This window comes from Chryseolinea sp. T2 (genome assembly GCF_037203685.1).
In the GTDB taxonomy this organism is placed as follows: domain Bacteria; phylum Bacteroidota; class Bacteroidia; order Cytophagales; family Cyclobacteriaceae; genus Chryseolinea.
Genome location: NZ_JBBCAU010000006.1, coordinates 467105 through 484541 on the forward strand (window position 1 = coordinate 467105; position 17437 = coordinate 484541).

General features: G+C 47.3%; 15 protein-coding genes. 8 read left to right on the forward strand and 7 right to left on the reverse strand.

Annotated elements, in window-relative coordinates; genetic code table 11:
* Positions 1–27: 27 nt before the first annotated feature.
* Complete coding sequence (locus WBG78_RS20870) at positions 28–441, forward strand: hypothetical protein (RefSeq protein WP_337328423.1); 414 nt, start codon at positions 28–30, stop codon at positions 439–441.
* On the opposite strand, the gene WBG78_RS20875 is transcribed toward WBG78_RS20870, so the two are convergent.
* Complete coding sequence (locus WBG78_RS20875) at positions 435–2573, reverse strand: IPT/TIG domain-containing protein (RefSeq protein WP_337328424.1); 2139 nt, start codon at positions 2571–2573, stop codon at positions 435–437. The two genes, WBG78_RS20870 and WBG78_RS20875, sit on opposite strands and share 7 nt — an antisense overlap.
* A gap of 276 nt (positions 2574–2849) precedes the next feature.
* On the opposite strand from WBG78_RS20875, the gene WBG78_RS20880 reads away from it, so the two are divergent.
* The gene (locus WBG78_RS20880) at positions 2850–4523 is read left to right on the forward strand and encodes a tetratricopeptide repeat protein (protein ID WP_337328425.1); all 1674 of its coding nucleotides are present in this window, start codon (positions 2850–2852) and stop codon (positions 4521–4523) included.
* 129 nt (positions 4524–4652) lie between these two features.
* On the opposite strand, the gene WBG78_RS20885 is transcribed toward WBG78_RS20880, so the two are convergent.
* Positions 4653–5447 carry a cupin domain-containing protein gene (locus tag WBG78_RS20885; RefSeq protein WP_337328426.1) on the reverse strand — a complete coding sequence of 265 codons (795 nt, stop codon included), beginning with the start codon at positions 5445–5447 and terminating at the stop codon, positions 4653–4655.
* A gap of 77 nt (positions 5448–5524) precedes the next feature.
* Between WBG78_RS20885 and WBG78_RS20890 the strand changes: the two genes are divergently transcribed.
* Together WBG78_RS20890 and WBG78_RS20895 are read left to right on the forward strand one after the other, a co-directional pair.
* Positions 5525–6523 (forward strand): helix-turn-helix transcriptional regulator, encoded by a 999-nt coding sequence (locus WBG78_RS20890; protein ID WP_337328427.1) that lies wholly within the window; start codon positions 5525–5527, stop codon positions 6521–6523.
* Positions 6523–6999 carry a GNAT family N-acetyltransferase gene (locus WBG78_RS20895; protein WP_337328428.1) on the forward strand — a complete coding sequence of 159 codons (477 nt, stop codon included), beginning with the start codon at positions 6523–6525 and terminating at the stop codon, positions 6997–6999. The genes WBG78_RS20890 and WBG78_RS20895 overlap by 1 nt, the downstream gene beginning before the upstream one ends.
* A 28-nt stretch (positions 7000–7027) precedes the next feature.
* Here the strand turns inward: WBG78_RS20895 and WBG78_RS20900 are convergent, their stop codons facing one another.
* From WBG78_RS20900 to WBG78_RS20910, 3 genes are read right to left on the reverse strand one after another with little or no spacing between them, the layout of a single operon-like run.
* On the reverse strand, positions 7028–7774 hold the full coding sequence (locus WBG78_RS20900) for a porin family protein (protein ID WP_337328429.1): 747 nt from the start codon (positions 7772–7774) through the stop codon (positions 7028–7030).
* A gap of 9 nt (positions 7775–7783) precedes the next feature.
* Positions 7784–8860 (reverse strand): PCMD domain-containing protein, encoded by a 1077-nt coding sequence (locus tag WBG78_RS20905; protein ID WP_337328430.1) that lies wholly within the window; start codon positions 8858–8860, stop codon positions 7784–7786.
* A gap of 14 nt (positions 8861–8874) precedes the next feature.
* Positions 8875–11244 (reverse strand): DUF748 domain-containing protein, encoded by a 2370-nt coding sequence (locus WBG78_RS20910; RefSeq protein WP_337328431.1) that lies wholly within the window; start codon positions 11242–11244, stop codon positions 8875–8877.
* A 401-nt stretch (positions 11245–11645) separates the two neighbouring features.
* On the opposite strand from WBG78_RS20910, the gene WBG78_RS20915 reads away from it, so the two are divergent.
* Positions 11646–12842, forward strand: a complete 1197-nt coding sequence (locus WBG78_RS20915) for an MFS transporter (RefSeq protein WP_337328432.1) — start codon at positions 11646–11648, stop codon at positions 12840–12842.
* 150 nt (positions 12843–12992) lie between these two features.
* On the forward strand, positions 12993–13886 hold the full coding sequence (locus WBG78_RS20920) for a hypothetical protein (RefSeq protein ID WP_337328433.1): 894 nt from the start codon (positions 12993–12995) through the stop codon (positions 13884–13886).
* Positions 13887–13890: 4 nt separating this feature from the next.
* Here WBG78_RS20920 and WBG78_RS20925 read toward each other — a convergent pair whose 3' ends face one another.
* Entirely contained in the window at positions 13891–14931 is a 1041-nt protein-coding gene (locus WBG78_RS20925; protein WP_337328434.1) for an MBL fold metallo-hydrolase, read from the reverse strand.
* Positions 14932–15156: 225 nt separating this feature from the next.
* Between WBG78_RS20925 and WBG78_RS20930 the strand changes: the two genes are divergently transcribed.
* Both WBG78_RS20930 and WBG78_RS20935 read left to right on the forward strand, forming a co-directional pair.
* Complete coding sequence (locus WBG78_RS20930; RefSeq protein WP_337328435.1) at positions 15157–15519, forward strand: ArsR/SmtB family transcription factor; 363 nt, start codon at positions 15157–15159, stop codon at positions 15517–15519.
* A complete protein-coding gene (locus WBG78_RS20935) occupies positions 15509–16009 on the forward strand; it encodes an SRPBCC domain-containing protein (RefSeq protein ID WP_337328436.1) in 501 nt (166 codons plus the stop codon). The genes WBG78_RS20930 and WBG78_RS20935 overlap by 11 nt, the downstream gene beginning before the upstream one ends.
* A gap of 313 nt (positions 16010–16322) precedes the next feature.
* Here WBG78_RS20935 and WBG78_RS20940 read toward each other — a convergent pair whose 3' ends face one another.
* Entirely contained in the window at positions 16323–17381 is a 1059-nt protein-coding gene (locus WBG78_RS20940) for a cobalamin-independent methionine synthase II family protein (protein WP_337328437.1), read from the reverse strand.
* Between the last annotated feature and the right edge of the window lie 56 nt (positions 17382–17437).

Consider the following 17437-nt stretch of genomic DNA (forward strand, 5'->3'; position numbering starts at 1 on the left):
TCAATCCACAATCTAAATCCTTGCATTATGGCAACAACAACAATTAAAGCGACAACACATACCAGCGAAGTGAGCAAGACCTGGTTACTGCTTAAGTATACGTATGGGCTCGTACCAATTGTTGCCGGTCTCGATAAGTTCACAAACTTTCTGACAGACTGGAGTCAATACCTGAATCCAACAATTGGACACATGCTTCCATTCAGCGCATCAACTTTCATGATGATTGTTGGTGTGATCGAAATCATCGCCGGCATTCTGGTGCTAACTAAAACTGAGCTTGGTGCATTTGTCGTCTCGGCATGGTTGGTCTGTATCGCACTGCAATTACTGCTGTCGATGCATTACCTGGATGTTGCCGTGCGCGACATCGTCATGGCGATTGGTGCTTATTCTCTTGCGCGTCTCACGCGGGCAGGTAGCGAAGTCGTTGGTCATTGACCCAGACGGGCATCGGTATTAGGTGTGGGCTTAGGATTGGGACTGGCCTGCGACCAAGTGGCCGTCCTGATCACCTTGCCTACAGTTTCACAACGGCCCCACACGATGTATTGCGTTTTGGAAATCGTGCCGGACGTAATGTTATAGTTATCATCAAGTTTGATTTCGAGCTGATTGATATCCTTTGTCGGAATGGACACGCCCAGCGTAGATGGATAACTTCTATTTATGCTCACAGCATCTTTGTCTGGGCACTTCCCGTAGGCCTCGAAGTCCATTCCGACATTTGGAATATTAACGGTGAGCCTTACATAAATCGTCTTCATGTCCTCAGCCCACTTATAAAACGCTTTGAATCCAAGATCGTTCCCAAACGGTTTGTATGGGAGTGCAGCGTGCCAGTTCGAAGTTGATTCCGTATCCCGAACCGTGCATCCTTCGACAGTACAGGTAACCTGGCGCTCGCCCCCAACGGAATAGGTACCGGTCGATTGTGTATTGAATATCCAGCCGGGATTGCCGTCGTCCTTGAGTATTTCCAATGAATCACGCTGGACGGTTCTCGGCTTCTCACCTGGTATAAGCCGGTAGGGATGAACATCGGCACGGATCTTCAATTGAAGATTCGCCTCTGTAGTAAGACCCATATCATCGACGGATACGTTCAATGGAATCGTCCACAACGAGAGTGGTACGGTATTGCTCTCATTGTCACGGACAGAAACTTTTACGTCGCCAAACGATCCTTTGCCTGAGTTGGGAATATCACACATTATAAATGTGGGTGTCCAAAAGACGTTTGCAGCCGGAACTCCATCAACAGTTACCTTTCCATCCGGCCCCGGATCCTCTCCGAACAAACCATAGATCACCAATTTGTTTTCGAAATCATTCACATAGATATACGAAACCGAGGGCGTAAGTATTGGTTTGGTCGCATAGTTCGAATGGTAACCTAACTCTCCGCCGTGGGAGCTGACGCCTAAACCGCGGTGATCAAGGTCATTGTACACGGCAGACCAGTCGAATGGACGCTGCACGGGCGCTTCGGGAGGTACATTTTTATCGTGCAGGCCAAGCAACCGATCGAAGATGAATCGGGCAGTCGGCGTGCCCACGTCAGAACTTTTCGGACCGGTCCAACCCAGATACGTAGCCATGGAGTCGGGGGCTTCCCCCATCATTGAGCTCACGAATCTGCTTGCCTCGGGAGTGAGTCCGTTGCAGGCATCAATGTACAGGAATGCATCCCTGGCAAAGTTCATATATCTGCTGTGTCTGACGAACTCGCCGGAAATACCGTAATGCCATTCCACAGTATCCGCTCTGTCATGCACTGCATGGACGTATACCAGCATTCTTGAATTCAATTCCGGTTGATAGAGGCGCTCATTCGCGGCGGATACCGTATCCGTTGTCCATAAATTAAAACCGTAGTCATTTGAATTCCTTCTGTACTGACCAACTCCGCCATGTGTCCGGATGTAAAACATTCCCACATTGCTCACCGCCTTTAGGTTTTCAATTGACGCGTCCTGCACACTTACATCATATTTCGTATGAGAGCTTTTGATCATATTCTTGAGATATTCGCAGTCGTTTTCAAATGCCTTACCCAATCCATAAAGGATAACCGCTTTATTCGATGCCGGAACTCCTTCCGTCCGCGCAGTTGAAACATGAGATCCTGCGGAAGAAACATCAGCTCCTCCGGTAGAAATACCATCTCGCGCCGTCGAAAAATCATCGCGACCAAAAGAAAAATCCATCGCCTTACGGCCACCTGTCTCACCGGCACCTTCCCAGTTCGGAATAAAAATGGCCAGGCGATCGTCAGTGAATAGTGCCCATACGTTGCCTCTTGCAATGCCGGATTCTGCAAACTCTGGCCGTGACTTTATCCACGCAAGCAGGATCTGCTGTGCTGCGTCGGACTTAAGATCACCTATCATGTACACCGTCTTCGACGCCTCCTTCAGAACTGCGAGGCGTTGTTCATCGGTGATTTCTCCGTTCGGTCCGGGAGTAGTGGGAGGATTTGGAGTAGGATTCACCACGGGTACATCACTGCCGCAAGTGAGCAATGAAAATCCGACAACTGACAGAATGAAGACAAACAGTAAGCTTTTCATAATACATCGTGATTATAGACTCGTACAAAAAGCAGAAACCGCAGGAGAGAAAAGCTGCACCTGGGAGATGCAGTAGCCAAAGTTAGCCACCGCGGGCGACACTTTCGGATCATCTCACTGTTAAAAGGTGACAACTATTTGGTACCGGTAGCTGTTTTCAGTATTCCTTAGGAAAAAATCCGGTTCAGAGCTAACTTCACTTCCAACTCCGGAAGCCTCCGGAGCGGAGTTCAAAAAAGAACGATCGCAAAAGACTTTCAATTTAAATCTCCTGTCATGAAGTCGTTCCCATCCCTCTTCCTGATTCTGGCCTTACTCGCGTGCACCAAAAGTATTGACACGGAGAAACTCAGAAGCCAGGTCAGTTCCCTGGACCTCACCCGCGGAGATATTGCATTATGCACATCCGGTAAAGACGAGTTCGGACAGGTTGCCTTCGCCGTATCATGTTCAGAAGAAGTAAAAGCAGACTTCAATCTGGCAACTGCACTGCTTCATTCATTTGAATATCCGGAGGCGGAAAAAGTTTATGCCCGCATCATGGAAAAGGACCCGAAGTGCCTGATGGCGTACTGGGGCGCTGCGATGTGCAATTTTCATCCGCTGTGGGAACCACCGAATGAAAACGATTTGAAAAAGGGATCGGCAATCATTACGCTTGGCCGGTCCGTCGTAACTGATCCGTCGGCGCGCGAATCCCGCTATCTCGAAACAATCGCTACCATCTACGACGGTTGGCATGAGCAGGATCACAAAGCACGCCTGCTGAAATTTGAAGAAGCCTCTGCAAAACTTCATCAGGACTTTCCTGACGACAACGAGGCCGCCATCTTCCACGCCCTGGCTATGCGTGCAGCTGCCGATCCACGGGATAAAACTTTCGAAAAGCAAAAGCGCGCTGGTGAAATCCTCAATACCGTTCTGGCGAAGGATCCCAAACATCCCGGCGTTGCACACTATATCATTCACGTTTATGACTATCCGGAACTCGCGCAACTGGGATTGAAGTCGGCGCGCGAGTATGCCTCGCTGGCGCCCGCCTCAGCTCACGCATTGCATATGCCATCTCATATCTTCACCAGGCTTGGACTTTGGGACGAATCCATCCAATCCAATTCACAATCCGTCGAAGCTGCAAAATGTTATGCGGAAAATGCCGGTATCAAAGGGCATTGGGATGAAGAACTTCACGGACTCGACTACCTGATGTACGCGTACCTGCAGCGGGGCGATGAAGCAAACGCCCGCACTCAATTCGAATATTTCAAAACTATCAATGAGGTATTTCCCATGTCTTCGAAAGACGCTTATTCGTTTGGCGCTGTGCCCGCCCGTTATGCCGTTGAGCGCAAGGACTGGAAGTCGGCCGCACAGCTTGAACTGGCGCCTGCATCATTCAGCTGGGACAAGTACTATTGGGAAAGATCAAATACAGACTTCGCCCGCCTGCTTGGTGCTGCTCATCTTGGAGACGCTGAAGGTGCAAAAAAGAGTCTTGATCAGTTAAAAAAATCTTACGACAATCTTGTTGCTGCTAAAGAATCTTACAAGGCAAGTCTTGTTGAAGTCCAGGTGAAAGCTGGAGAAGCGTGGGTGGCATTTGCTGAAGCTAACAAAAGCAAAGCCGTTCAAATGATGAATGCTGCCGCGGATCTTGAAGATAAGATTGAAAAGCATCCTGTTACTCCTGGTCCACTGGTACCTGCGCGCGAACTGCTGGGCGACTTGTATATGGTGCTTGGAGCAACCAATGAAGCGCTTCACGAGTATGAGTCGGCTTTATTGCGACAACCGAACAGATTCAATGCCATCAACGGCGCAGCTGAAGCAGCAACTAAAGCCGGCAACACCGCGAAGGCAAGGATGTATTACGATGAGCTTCTGAAGCTTGCTCCATCGTCGGGTCGCGCTGAACTCGCTAAAGCCACAGCATTTGCCAGCAGGCAATAGCGGTGAATTGAGAAGTGAAAGTAGAGAGTTAAGAATTCAGAGTTGAGAATTTAGCGTTGAGAACATAAAGGCGGGCCTGTTGGGCGCCCGCCTTTTTTATTAAGGGATTGTTTGGAAGTCTTTCTTTGATCACTTGAAATACTTGTACAACTCTTTATCCTCTCCTCTCCATTGTGCGATCTTCGCGAATCCCTCAATCAAAGGTTCCTGGAACCATCCAGGCAATCCTTGCAAAAAGGATTCGCTGTATCCAAGCAATAATGCCATATGCCATGGATTTTCGGTCATGTCATTCTTCAGCTTGTGATCATTGATAAGTCCGTAGGCTACACGCAATGTCTTTTCCAGGCCTGCCGCAGGAGTAACCTTCACCAGTAACAACGACTGCTCATTTCTGGCATTCTTAAAGAAGTGCATCGTCTCACGGCTCGCAGCGGTCGACTGTCCCTTCTCAAGCAGGATCTCATCTCCATCGTGTCCAATTCGTACCTGACCTTCAACGACGGTGAACTCTTCAACGAAGTTCTTGTGATAGTGCCAGTCGTTCCCGCCTTTGGGCTCAAGCTCAACCTGAACCAGCTCATACGCCCCGTGCGTTTCGTTACCCGTCTTAACGAACGTCACGGAATAATTGCCTGCAGCATTATAAATAGTCCGGGCAAGATTGGTCCCCACGCTATTATCCAAAGGCGGCAGAAACAACGCAAATAACACGACCCCCAGGTAGAGCGTGGAAATCAGGAAGATTATGAATCCCAGTATCGAATAGAGCAATTTAACAGGCAACCAGCCCTTCATGCGCCATATTTTGAACACGCCGATGGGATAGAACAAAAGCAACAACCCAAACCTCCACTTTTCCGTTTTAAATAAGATTTCAGCCTTCGGGGCGCGATCGCCCGCAGGAACTATAAGGTCTTTCATATGATTTTAAAATTTTATCAAAGGTCATTGAAGCACTGCGGATCACGTTAGGATAAACGGATTTTGAATTAGGGAATATGGATAAAATAGACACCGCCCACTGGAACAACTATTTTAGCACGGCCGAGCAAAGCGTGCTCCATGCAAGCGATCGGTACTTTGAATCGGTAAGCACCTTCTCAGAAGCAAATCTGGCCTCGGGAAAAGTTCATGCCATATCAACGCCAGGGCTGCTGCTCACTGAGTTTTGCCTGCAGTCCGCTGGGGCATTTCAATTCATCGACTCACAGCCAAGAGAATCTGCTGAGTCGGTATTCATTCTTGGAGGCGATGTCGAATCGCAATTCTCCTATCTGAAAGAACCTGTTCGGTTCAACAGCTACAACCACAACATTCAATACAGCACAGAATTCGCTGGCAATCACATTATACATTCCGGAAACTTTCATGCCCTCACAATCACTTACGACCTGCCATTTCTAAGTGGGCTGCTCCAAAGTCAGGAGGGTGGATCGTTGGAGGCTTTTGGAAAAAACTTAACTAAGAAAGAAAACTTTCTGGCCACGACCCGCTCGGTGTCTTGGGACAAACGCATTGCCGAAGTAATCCAGGCGATACGGACATGCCAGTTCCATGGGCCTACACGCTATATCTTTATCGAAAGTAAGATGCTTGAACTCTTTGTCCTGCAAATGGAGCACCTGCACTCTTTGCAAACATCAACCGGCAAAGAGAAATGGAAAAAAGAAGACAAGGAAAAAATGCAGGCAGTACGCGAGTACGTGGAACAATCTTACCTTGAGCCACTCACATTAAAAGATCTTACGCTTGCTTTCGGCCTCAATGAATTTAAGCTGAAGAAAGGATATAAATATTTCTTTAACACCACGGTGTTTGAGCACATCCTTCAGCTGCGAATGCAAAAGGCAAGTGAGCTTCTGAAACATCAGCAAATGCCTATTGCAGATGTGGCTACCTACATTGGCTACAATAACACTGGTAGTTTCTCGTACGAGTTCAAAAAGCGCTTCGGCTATAGTCCAAGGCAGGAAGCAGGTATGGTCAACAGGATTTAATGAATCACGTCAGGATCACAAGGGTAAATACTCCGGAACAGTATGAAGAAGCAAGTCGCCTCATACGCGAATATGCCGCCTGGTTAAATTTTGATCTTGCCTTTCAGAATTTTGAAGCAGAGATGTCATCGCTTCCCGCCATGTACAACGATGCGGATGGTGGACTATTCATCGCCTATCTCGACAATCAACCCGCAGGAGTAATTGGTTTACGCAGACTGGAGAACGTGGAAGGAGAAATAAAGCGGATGTTTGTGAAGCAGGAGGCACGCGGCCATGGATTAGGAAGCATGCTATTGAAGACCTGCATCAGCAAAGCAAAAGAATTACAATATCATTCTCTCAAGCTCGACACCACGAATGATATGAAGTCGGCCATTAAACTTTACGAAGATCACGGCTTTGCTGAAATACCTGCATATCGATACAATCCGGAGAAAGGTGCCCGCTATTTCGAGTTACACCTGACAGGGTAGCGTTGCTGGCAAGTATAATGATTTAACTTCACCTGATCTGATAAGCAACGCCAAGCGTAAGGAAAATGTTGTACATATTAAATCCAATTCCCTCGAATGAAGATGGGAACGCTGGCCGCAAACCCCAGTTCAGATTGCCTTCAACACTGAGTTTCTTTGATAGGCGATAACCCGCTCCTCCCTGCAGACCGACGTCAAACGTCCGCAGCTCATTCTTAAAATCAAACGTCGCCTCGCTGATCATGATCTTCTCACCAAGCGAGTCCCCATTTCGTATGTATCCATCTGACACTGTGCCTTCGAATTTACTATCAACCAGAAACGCCATATAGAAACCAAGCTTGAACCGCCAGTTGCCTCCCGGATCGTAAACAGCATTCACGGGCACTGTTAAGTATCCGTTATAAGCATGCGTTTCATTTGTGCCGGTAAAATCACCTTCGAACTCTGTGGTCTGCCCGTCTTCGTTCACAGTGATGATCGTGTGTAGATAGGCCACGCTGTCCTTGACTACCATTCCTTTGTACTCGAACTTCATCGCCAGGCCTACACCCCACCTTTCATTGAAGCGATAGACTCCTTCGTAGCCGATGGATGGGCAAAATTTAGGCACCCAACTATCAATCCTTCTGATATTGTTTGGCAGCGAAACAGGAGTCAGGGCACCAAAGTTAAAGCCTGCCTGCACGTATTGTTCAAAACGTACTAGTGACTCTTGCTGGGCATGCGCAGCTATCACGAATAGCACCATAAGCATTGTCAGTATCTTTCTCATAGGCACTACTTATTTAGGAACAACACGAAGACTATCAACCACCAACCGGCTGCCAACAGCACCGCGATAATGATCTCCCTCGGCGCTGGAAGATGCAACGATAGCCAGCATCATATCATTGGAGATTTTCGCACCCTGTTTAAATGTGAAAGGAATGTCAAATCGTCTGAAATCCGATTGCGCAGTCCCGTTGGATAGCTCGGCCGTTGCAATGATCTTGTCTGAAGTCAGAACATTATGTCCGGTTAGTCGATCCGGGCCGTGGAACAACACCGCATACAACGAGCACTCGTCCTGACGGCCGGATATAATATTTCCGTCCTCGTCCTGAAACGATGCGCCGGGTGTATATCTATAGTATCCCGTAAAGCGCCCCGGAGTACCGACGTAAGGCTGGCCGAATTCAGTGGCAGCCAGTGGATCAATGAAGGCAACGTTTGAATTGAATGTGCCCAGAAACATCGAACCGGCAATAAGTTTAATCCCCACGAGCTCCGTCAATGGCGTACCCTTCAAGGTGTTCAGTTCAGCCGCAATGGTGGCCGCATAGCCGCCATTCGTAGAATGTGTGGGATAAGCCTGTGGATTCTTCGGAATGCCAGAGATTGCAACGCCAGGGTTACCCGATGACCACAATATCGTGCCGTCGTCTTCGACCGGGAATTCGTACTGATCCGCCTGATTAAGTTCCCAATGCTCAAAGTTGAAAGTCCAGTTGCCAACATTCACCACCTGAACGTCATACACTTTCTGATTTTGACCACTCTCACTTGTTACTGTATAAAGAACGGGGCCACCATTAAATGATATGGAATCACCTGAAGCAGGCATGGAACGTGCACCCCGCGACATGGTAATCTCCGGCTTAATCCCCTTTCTGAACGCACGTGGCTTCAGATATAGAAGTATCCGGCGATTGGCCTGATCAATAAAAGTAGGTCCTGAAAGAAGTGATTCATCAACGATGAAGGTCTCGATGTCCGCTTCGGGATTAAGTGGAGGGTCTTTGATACAGGACGATAAGACAAGACAAATTCCGACTATAAATAGATGAATTTTAACGATAGCACCTGCCCTCATTCGCATAAACAGAAGTTAAATCAGTTCTTGCCGGAATCAGCAACTGTTGCTGTCCTATTCAAATCTCCACGCTGACCAACTGCGCGCTGCGCCGCCGGCCCGGATGATTCCCCACTAAATTGAATATCAAACCTTGGACGATCGCGATGTCTAGCGACAACGTCAGGTGATGCATCTTTAATAGTAATGCGCGTAGCCTCAACACCCTTGCGCTGAAGGGCATCAACCAATGTGCGTTTGCGTGTATCGGCCGCCGTCGTAATGGCCTGTAAAATCTTATCACGTCCACCGGACAAGTCAACAGCGAGTGTTTCTATGTCAGAAGATGCGACCTGCTTGCCGGTCTTTTGCTCAATGAATTTCAAAAACAAGGAATCCGACGCACTGATTGCATCAGCGGCCAGCGAGTCATCATAATTTAAGATTGTCTTGTTGTGATTCGATGTATAGTAGTCGAGCCGCGCCTTGTATAACGCATATTGCACGGCCTCCCAGTTCGTGTTGCTGACATGAACGAGCGTAACCGACAAACTCTTCTTCTGATTCAGTATCCGGGCCAGTAGCGTTACCGTTTTGTTCTGACGCTTCCTCAGGTCTGACTGAAGATAATCGTACTTGATGTCACGAACATCATCTTCCTTCGCATCAACCGCGCGCGCCACAAGTTTATAGGGCGACGCTGCCGCTTTCACAATTAGATTTTTGAGTACCTGCCACACTACCGGCATTACTCTGAACTTCGGGTCGTTCACATCACCCTTCAATGGAATGTTCAGATCAACATTACCATCTACATCTTTGAGTAACGATACTGCAAGTTTCAGCGGCAATTTGATCGCAGTTTCACTCTCAACCTTGTCGCCAACCTCAAGGTTGGTCACAAACAGCCGGTTCTGACTCTTCAAATAATGATTGCTGACACTGGTTGTGCTGTTAAAACTTACCAGTCCGTCCCAGAACGGATGCGCGACGTAATATTCCGAGTAAGGTGAAAAATCAGTGATTTTAAGCGAGTCGATATCGTAGTGAAGATTCATGTCGCCGATATTCTTCGTACTAACTTTAAGTCCTGCATTGAAACTTCCGGAATGATTTAACAACGACGAAACCGAAATCTGTACCGAATCAACAGCGTTGGTAATCTGGTGAGCGCTGACGGAAAGGTGTTCCGTTAGAAAGTGAAAGGGTTGTTTCAAAGTGTAATCACTGAAATCAAGGGACCCTCGCGAAACGACCAGACTGTCGATCGCGTAACTATTGATCGCATATTCGCGACCCCATTCGATAAGATACTGGTTGATCTGGCGAAAGAATTCGAGGTACGGATCCATCGAACCGCGTTGGGCCCGAAGTGTGTCGCCAGGTATGGCAGCCGTTGTATCCACCCCTGTCCCCGTGATTCGAAGCAAATTGTTCCCTTTTGGAGTAAGGTCGAATTTCAGGTAAGGTTTGTCAAGCCTGGCAAGCTTAATATTGTAGATGCCTTTTACAGGTTTAACATCTCCAAAGTCCACGCTAACCGTCTCGAGTGAAGCAACCGGCTTATTGAGCGTATCTGCGAGATAAAACTGATTGAGCGAAAACAGTCCAACAATACTGGTAACAGGTATTGCTGTTGTACCTGCCAGCTTTAGGTCGGTATTGATATTACCTTTCACATCAGATACGTACAATACTTTATCCGCAAATGGAAGTAAAAAGCCGAGCTCAAGACTGTCAGTCTTTAGCGTTAAATGATAGGAAAGGCTGTCGCGATTAAAACTTCCTGCAGATGCCAGATGGCCACCCGATTTCACTGCCATCTCAAGATTGTATTTTATCACTGGTTGATTCCAGGCAACTGCAGACGTCGTGAACAGAATGTCATGAATGTCCACTCCGGCCTTAAAGGCCTCCTGAATAAAACTAAAGCTGCCACCTTCAAGCCGGATCTTTTCAATTACATAACGTAATGGATCAGCGCTGGTGCTGTCGGTGCTATCGCCTGACGAAGCAAAACGCTTTACTAGGTCGTCGTAATTAAATGTCTCATCACTGTTCATTTGCAGATAGACGTAGGGTTCTTTAAGAGCAACGTCTGAAAGTCTTATCTCATCATCGAGCCAATAGCTCCAGGGTGATGCATTCACATACAACTTACTAAACGAGACGAATACAGAACTGGAAGCCTTTTCGAAGACCTTAACGTTAGTGAGTGTTAACGAGCAGTTAAAGGGATTAAACCACACGGAACTGAGAGTGATCTTTCGTCCCGTCCATTCTTCGCTATGCTCTTCGATGTAACGTGTAAGTGAAAATGATGCAATAACAACAAGGCCCGCAATCACAACCGCGGTGACAATGACAAACCGTACAACTCGTCTTTTAAGAAAAGATTTCAGTGCGCTCATCGTCTCAGTGTTAAATTCAACTTCCGGCAGTTCTGTTATTGCAGATTACCGATCACAAGGCCTGAATCTGTGGATGCACGTTATGCATACCAGTTTACCCGATCCTGGCGGAGCGGGAAAACAAATATAAAAAGCTCAACGAATTTCCCAGATTAAATTTTCAGTCTCTTGCAGGTGCTGCCATCGGATGCGGACAATTCTCACGGCTAAATAAAGTGGCCAGTGGCGCACTCATGTGGCATACGGCTGTTTGTTATCAAATAAATAGTCAATTATGATCCATTCAAAATAGACTAACACGGCAGTAATATTGTCCGATCTAATCAAACTGTGTTAATTTTCCGGGCGAAATTGATTGCCTGAAAATAATCCTTCCCATGTGAAGTGAACTCAATATGACAATGAAGAGTATCGATACCGTTACGGCTAACAAAACAACCTATAGCATCCTGTTCATTATAAGCTTCGGTCACTTAATCAATGACATGTTGCAGGCAGTTGTTCCCGCCGTGTATCCGGTGATTAAAGATGCCTATGGATTGACCTTTACTCAAGTGGGACTGATAACACTCACTTACCAGATGACGGCCTCAATACTACAGCCGTTTGTTGGCTACTATACTGATAAGAAACCAATGCCCTTTTCATTGATCATAGGCATGACTTCAACACTGGCGGGACTCGTCGCCGTATCTTTCGCATCGTCGTTCTATCAGATATTGGCTGCAGTCTCTCTCATTGGCATTGGATCGTCGATCTTTCATCCCGAATCATCCCGCGTCGCTCATCTTGCCGGTGGTGGCAGCAAAGGCCTTGCTCAGTCAATATTTCAGGTGGGTGGTAACGCCGGAAGCGCTATTGGACCTCTGCTGGCGGCGTTGATTGTAGCGCCACGGGGACAACATTATATCATCTGGTTTGCGTTGTTCGCGCTCATCGGGATGTTCGCACTTTCTTTCATTGCCAAATGGTATCGGAATCATATAGATGAACGCCTGGCCCGTGGAGCAAAATCTGCAGGCGAGGTCAAATCGCCATTACCATCAAGTAGAATCGTATGGGCCATGGTAGTGCTGCTCATTCTTATCTTTTCGAAATACTTTTACATGGCCTGCATGACGAGCTATTACACCTTCTACCTGATCGACAAGTTCCACGTCACAGTTGCTCAATCACAAATCTATTTGTTCGCCTTTCTCGCTTCCGTTGCTGCGGGAACAATCATCGGTGGACCTGTTGGTGATCGGATTGGAAGAAAGCAAGTGATCTGGCTTTCTATTCTTGGTGCGGCTCCGTTTACGCTTTTGCTACCTCATGCGTCGCTTGGGCTCACCGTTGTATTGTCGATCCTGATTGGCTTGATCATATCCTCAGCCTTTTCAGCGATTCTCGTTTACGCAACGGAGCTCGTTCCCGGTAAGGTTGGACTAATCGCCGGATTGTTTTTCGGACTTGCTTTTGGAATGGGAGGACTGGGTTCTGCCGTGCTGGGCAAACTCGCCGACTCAACGAGTCTGGAATATGTATTCAATGTCTGCGCCTTCCTGCCGCTGATCGGGATCATGACCATCCTGTTACCATCGACGAAGAAAAGTTAAAGTAAGGACCGGCGAATTAAACTGCACATTCTCATAAGAAAGTGATGATGTGGGCGTTGCCATTTATACACTACTCTATATCATTCACCTTTGTCCTATTACTGCAAATTTTATTAACTTAACTCGAACAACCCTCGGAAAGTCGACGCCATGAAACTGAAATCCATAAAACCCCTCCTTTTCTTCATAATAATTGCCAACAGCGCATTCGCACAATTACCCAGCAATCGCATGTCGGCGGGGGTGATGCACTATGCTGGGGATACTGTTCGCTCTATACGTCTCGGCCTTTGGGCCATCGTTCCTCAAGGGTGGAAGGCAGTGTTGCCTCGCGATACAGAAGTAGTAGTGCTCGTACCGGATGACAATTCTTCCTCCTCGACTATCTACGCAGTGCTGAATGAGAACATGACGCTCGCACAGCAAAAGATCAATCTTGAGAAGGGCTTTTCATTAGCAGATGGTCTTAACGTCGTGCCTGATGGACCTGTGACCCAACGGACCGCCGAAGTACTGGCAACAAACGCCAAGCTTTCAGGAGCAAAAGCAAACACCCAGGCTAAGTTTTATATAGAATCAAAGTGTAATCCTGTCGGATATTGCCTGGTGTTTGTTCTTCAGGCCGATGCTCCAAATATGGAGAAAGGCAAGACGGCGTTGAAGCAGCTGGTGGATAACGTAGTGTTTGAAGATATGAGTCATGTTTCGCCTTATGCGAACTTCGACTGGAAAGAATTTCTTTCTAATAAGTTGTTGCTGAGATTCCGCCGCGATGCCAGTGGCAAGCAGGAAGACGAACTGGAGCTATGCAAGAACGGCAACTTCAAGGCTAACATTACGCGCAGCGGTGCTTTCAAGGTTCCCAAGGAGTATGCAGGAAAGAACAAAGGCACGTGGTCGCTCACCAGCAACAACGATAAGGCAACTATCACTCTTACCTTTAAGAAGCTGAAACCGATCACGCTTGAAGTACAAGGCAAAGACGAAGAAATCTATGTCAATGGCCACCGCTACTTCGTTGGAGAGAGCGAGAACTGCGACTAGTTAACTATTTTATACCTACCCACCACGGCTTGAACTGACGCGTCGTATCGTTGAGATCAACGATCTCGCCTATGATCGGAGTTACCAGCGGAATATCGCCCTTGTTCAGTTCCGTCACCTGGATCAAAGGCTCATCCCACGGATGGTTTGCCATCATGAATTTGGATGAGTGAACTGGGAATAGTCTCTTCGTTCTGAGGTCCTTTGCGGCCTGAACAACTTCCCGTGGCAGATTATGAATGTACTGCCACGCTACATTATACTGGCCGTTGTCGAGCATAGCGAGATCTATCGGACCGTGTTTACGACCGATCTCAGCATAATGAGTATCATATCCGCTGTCGCCTCCTATGTAGAACTTCATTGATGGCGTTTGAACGACATACGACATCCACAGCGTATTGTTTCTTGTAAAACCACGTCCGGAAAAATGTCGTGTTGGCTCCGTGAATACTTTGAAGCCATCTGCAAGTTCGATGGTCTCGTACCAGTCACGTTCATCAAGAATCGCCGGGTCATATCCCCATTGTTCAAAGTGCGCTCCCACGCCGAGCCCACAGATAACCTTTTTAACTTTTGGCTTTAGCGCCAGCAACGTTTCATAGTCGACATGGTCATAATGATCATGTGAAATGAACAGGTAATCAATCTGCGGAAGATCGTTAGCTGTATAGATATCTGTTCCCTTAAAAGATGTATTCGTATAAGGCACAGGTGATGCGTTCCCGCTAAAGACCGGATCAACCAGTATTCGCTTTCCATCGATTTGAATGAGATAGGACGAATGACCAAACCACACAAGGTAGTTGCTATCGACAGGAATACTCAACAGATCGTTCTTAACGGAAGGAATAATATCCGATGGCCTGCGTCTGGGAGCAGCCTCAAAGAATTGCCTGTAGGTAACACCCCACAAGGTATTGCCTTCTGTTAGTTCAGGCGTCACACTGAGGTTCTGAAACTTACCGTCTTTAAAGTGTGGCGACTTCTGCATGCGCGCCAATCGGTCATTTTCTGGTGCCTTTCCAAATTTATCTTGTCGCATATAGAATACTGTGATTAATGTAATTGCGGCGGCTATCATCAAAATGATAAGCACAATCCTCTTAAGTAGAACAAAAATGAAGGTCATGGGCAAGCCGTTGCACTGCTTCTATTATGACGGATGGCCGTCAAAAATAGTCTATGGCCAGGCTTCATTAAATCTTTTTTTGTCTCCCTATTGCGCAAGCGAATCCTTGCATGTATATTAGCAAGCAAATACTTGCATATGACAATGGAAAGCCGGCGCGATGTCTTTCAGGGCATCGCCGACCCGACACGTCGGGAGATACTTGCTTTGCTTACAAAGGAAGCTCAAAACGTAAATGCGATCGCTGACCAATTCAGCATGACGCGACAGGCAGTATCACTTCACGTGAAAATTTTGAACGAATGCGGGCTTATCGCCATAAGCCAGCAAGGGCGTGAAAGGATTTGTGAATTACAATCACAGAAACTGGCTGAAGTAGATCGATGGCTGGCGCCATTCCGCAAAACGTGGGAGGATCGCTTCTCCAGACTCGACAAACTTTTAGCAACTGATCAGGATTCAATACCCACACAAACAAAACCAAAGAGACATGGAAAATGAAATGAAAATTATTGCCGAGAAAGGCAAACAGGAGCTATTTATTATACGCGAGTTCAATGCTCCCCGCGAGCGTGTGTTTAATGCATTTACAAATAAGGATATGCTTTCCAGATTCTTTGCACCATTTGGAAATACGATGCACTTTAATCACTTCGACTATCGCACAAACGGCAATTACAGTTGGTATAATAAAGATCCCAAAGGAAAGGTAGTTTGTACGTTTGCAGGAACCGTTCATGAAGTGCATGCGCCGGAGCGCATCATCCAAACTTCTGAATTCATGGAACTTCCGGAACGCGGACACGTGGTTATGGAGCGAATGAATTTCGAAGAACTGCCCGGTAATCGAACCAAACTGGTGATACACGATGTGTGCATGTCGGTAGCGGACCGCGATGCCATGATAGACAGCGGAATGGACCGCGGGCTTATCGACATCTTCAATCAGCTGGATTCTATCCTTGCAAAAGAAAAACATCAAATGGCTTAAAAAGCATTCGTTACGGTATGCCGGCTTTCGAAATCAGTTTGCAATGTGGTCGTACATCGAGTCGAACGATGTGACATAACGTGTTTTAACCTTGCATAAACTACCAGGTAGTAGTGGCGGGATTCGAACCCGTTCCGTTATGGTTTTGCCCTTAAACTAACGACCATAAAAGCGGCGTACAAAACTGTACGCCGCTCATGTCAAAGTACCGGTTGATGCGTTCAATACCATGAACAATTATTGGCAATATACAACCCAAATCCACGGCCCGATAGTTCCAACTTACATCACTGCGTGTTTGCGAACGCACTACTCATAACTTCGATGCTGCCAGCTGCGTGCCCAATACTCTGGCTTTGATCTTGGAGAAGGCTATCTCTCTTGCAGTTGATCGATCATCTGCAAAAGGAGAAAATCCACAGTCGTCGCAGGAACCAAGCTGATCGATCGGTATGTAGGTTGCAGCCTGAACAAGCAATGAAGAAACCTCCTCCGGTGTTTCGATACGGGGATTCAGTACATCGGTCACTCCAAGGAATACTCTTTGACCCGTCTTGAGAGAGCTCTTGATTTGCTTTAGAACAGATGTCTTGTCCTTCTCCCCTGCGAACGTCAGATAGAAGTTGCCCGCTTCGAGTTGGAATAGTTCCGGCAACAGATCGCCATAGTCAACGTCGGCGCTATGCGTAGAATCATGATCGCCGCCGGGACAACTGTGAATGCCGATGCGCTTTCGCTCCTGCACTGTAAATCGTCCCAGGAGCTGATTGTTCAAATCGATAAACATCTTTAACAGAGACTTGGAAGGATCGAGCTTGATCGCCAGGCGTGCCTCCGTGAAATCGATTTGAACGTTGTATGCACCGCTGTCAAGACATCTCCGGATGTCCTTTTCGGCCTCCGACAGCAAGTCGTTAACGAACTGTTCACGTGAATAATTGGGAATACCATCCGATGGATACAACAAGCTCATTGCGGAAGCTGAGATAACCGCTTGCTTAACTGGACGGCTGGAAAGCAGACGCGCCTCACGAAGGTAGTCGTCAGCATATCGTTGATACTTGAACGGGCCTGAAGCGAGCACCGGTAGCTGACGAGTGTGTCCGTCTTTGAAGGGAATTACTACACCGCCAGCCGATAAGTTTTGCGCGCCGTGTATGGGATACGTGGCAAAACTGGGCTTGGTTTGCTCTCCGTCGCTGATGACCGGTGAACCTGTTTGCTCAAGTGCGGTGACGGTCTCCTTCAATGCACGACGACTCAACTCTTTCAAAGCTTCCTCTGTAATCCGACCGCTGGCGCGGTCAGACAACGCATCAATAAGATAGGCTGGACGTGGAATACTGCCGATCGGTTCTGTTGGAATGATCATAAATAAGTTGATTTTAATGTTTGCTGACTTCTCTAAGTTTTTAGCCTAAGGCTAGG

What these genes read in the sequence shown, in the direction of transcription:
- WBG78_RS20870 (WP_337328423.1), top strand. Translation starts at nt 28, where the DNA reads ATGGCAACAACAACAATTAAAGCGACAACACATACCAGCGAAGTGAGC.
- WBG78_RS20875 (WP_337328424.1), bottom strand. Translation starts at nt 2,573, where the DNA reads ATGAAAAGCTTACTGTTTGTCTTCATTCTGTCAGTTGTCGGATTTTCA.
- WBG78_RS20880 (WP_337328425.1), top strand. Translation starts at nt 2,850, where the DNA reads ATGAAGTCGTTCCCATCCCTCTTCCTGATTCTGGCCTTACTCGCGTGC.
- WBG78_RS20885 (WP_337328426.1), bottom strand. Translation starts at nt 5,447, where the DNA reads ATGAAAGACCTTATAGTTCCTGCGGGCGATCGCGCCCCGAAGGCTGAA.
- WBG78_RS20890 (WP_337328427.1), top strand. Translation starts at nt 5,525, where the DNA reads ATGGATAAAATAGACACCGCCCACTGGAACAACTATTTTAGCACGGCC.
- WBG78_RS20895 (WP_337328428.1), top strand. Translation starts at nt 6,523, where the DNA reads ATGAATCACGTCAGGATCACAAGGGTAAATACTCCGGAACAGTATGAA.
- WBG78_RS20900 (WP_337328429.1), bottom strand. Translation starts at nt 7,774, where the DNA reads ATGAGAAAGATACTGACAATGCTTATGGTGCTATTCGTGATAGCTGCG.
- WBG78_RS20905 (WP_337328430.1), bottom strand. Translation starts at nt 8,860, where the DNA reads ATGCGAATGAGGGCAGGTGCTATCGTTAAAATTCATCTATTTATAGTC.
- WBG78_RS20910 (WP_337328431.1), bottom strand. Translation starts at nt 11,244, where the DNA reads ATGAGCGCACTGAAATCTTTTCTTAAAAGACGAGTTGTACGGTTTGTC.
- WBG78_RS20915 (WP_337328432.1), top strand. Translation starts at nt 11,646, where the DNA reads ATGAAGAGTATCGATACCGTTACGGCTAACAAAACAACCTATAGCATC.
- WBG78_RS20920 (WP_337328433.1), top strand. Translation starts at nt 12,993, where the DNA reads ATGAAACTGAAATCCATAAAACCCCTCCTTTTCTTCATAATAATTGCC.
- WBG78_RS20925 (WP_337328434.1), bottom strand. Translation starts at nt 14,931, where the DNA reads ATGCGACAAGATAAATTTGGAAAGGCACCAGAAAATGACCGATTGGCG.
- WBG78_RS20930 (WP_337328435.1), top strand. Translation starts at nt 15,157, where the DNA reads ATGACAATGGAAAGCCGGCGCGATGTCTTTCAGGGCATCGCCGACCCG.
- WBG78_RS20935 (WP_337328436.1), top strand. Translation starts at nt 15,509, where the DNA reads ATGGAAAATGAAATGAAAATTATTGCCGAGAAAGGCAAACAGGAGCTA.
- WBG78_RS20940 (WP_337328437.1), bottom strand. Translation starts at nt 17,381, where the DNA reads ATGATCATTCCAACAGAACCGATCGGCAGTATTCCACGTCCAGCCTAT.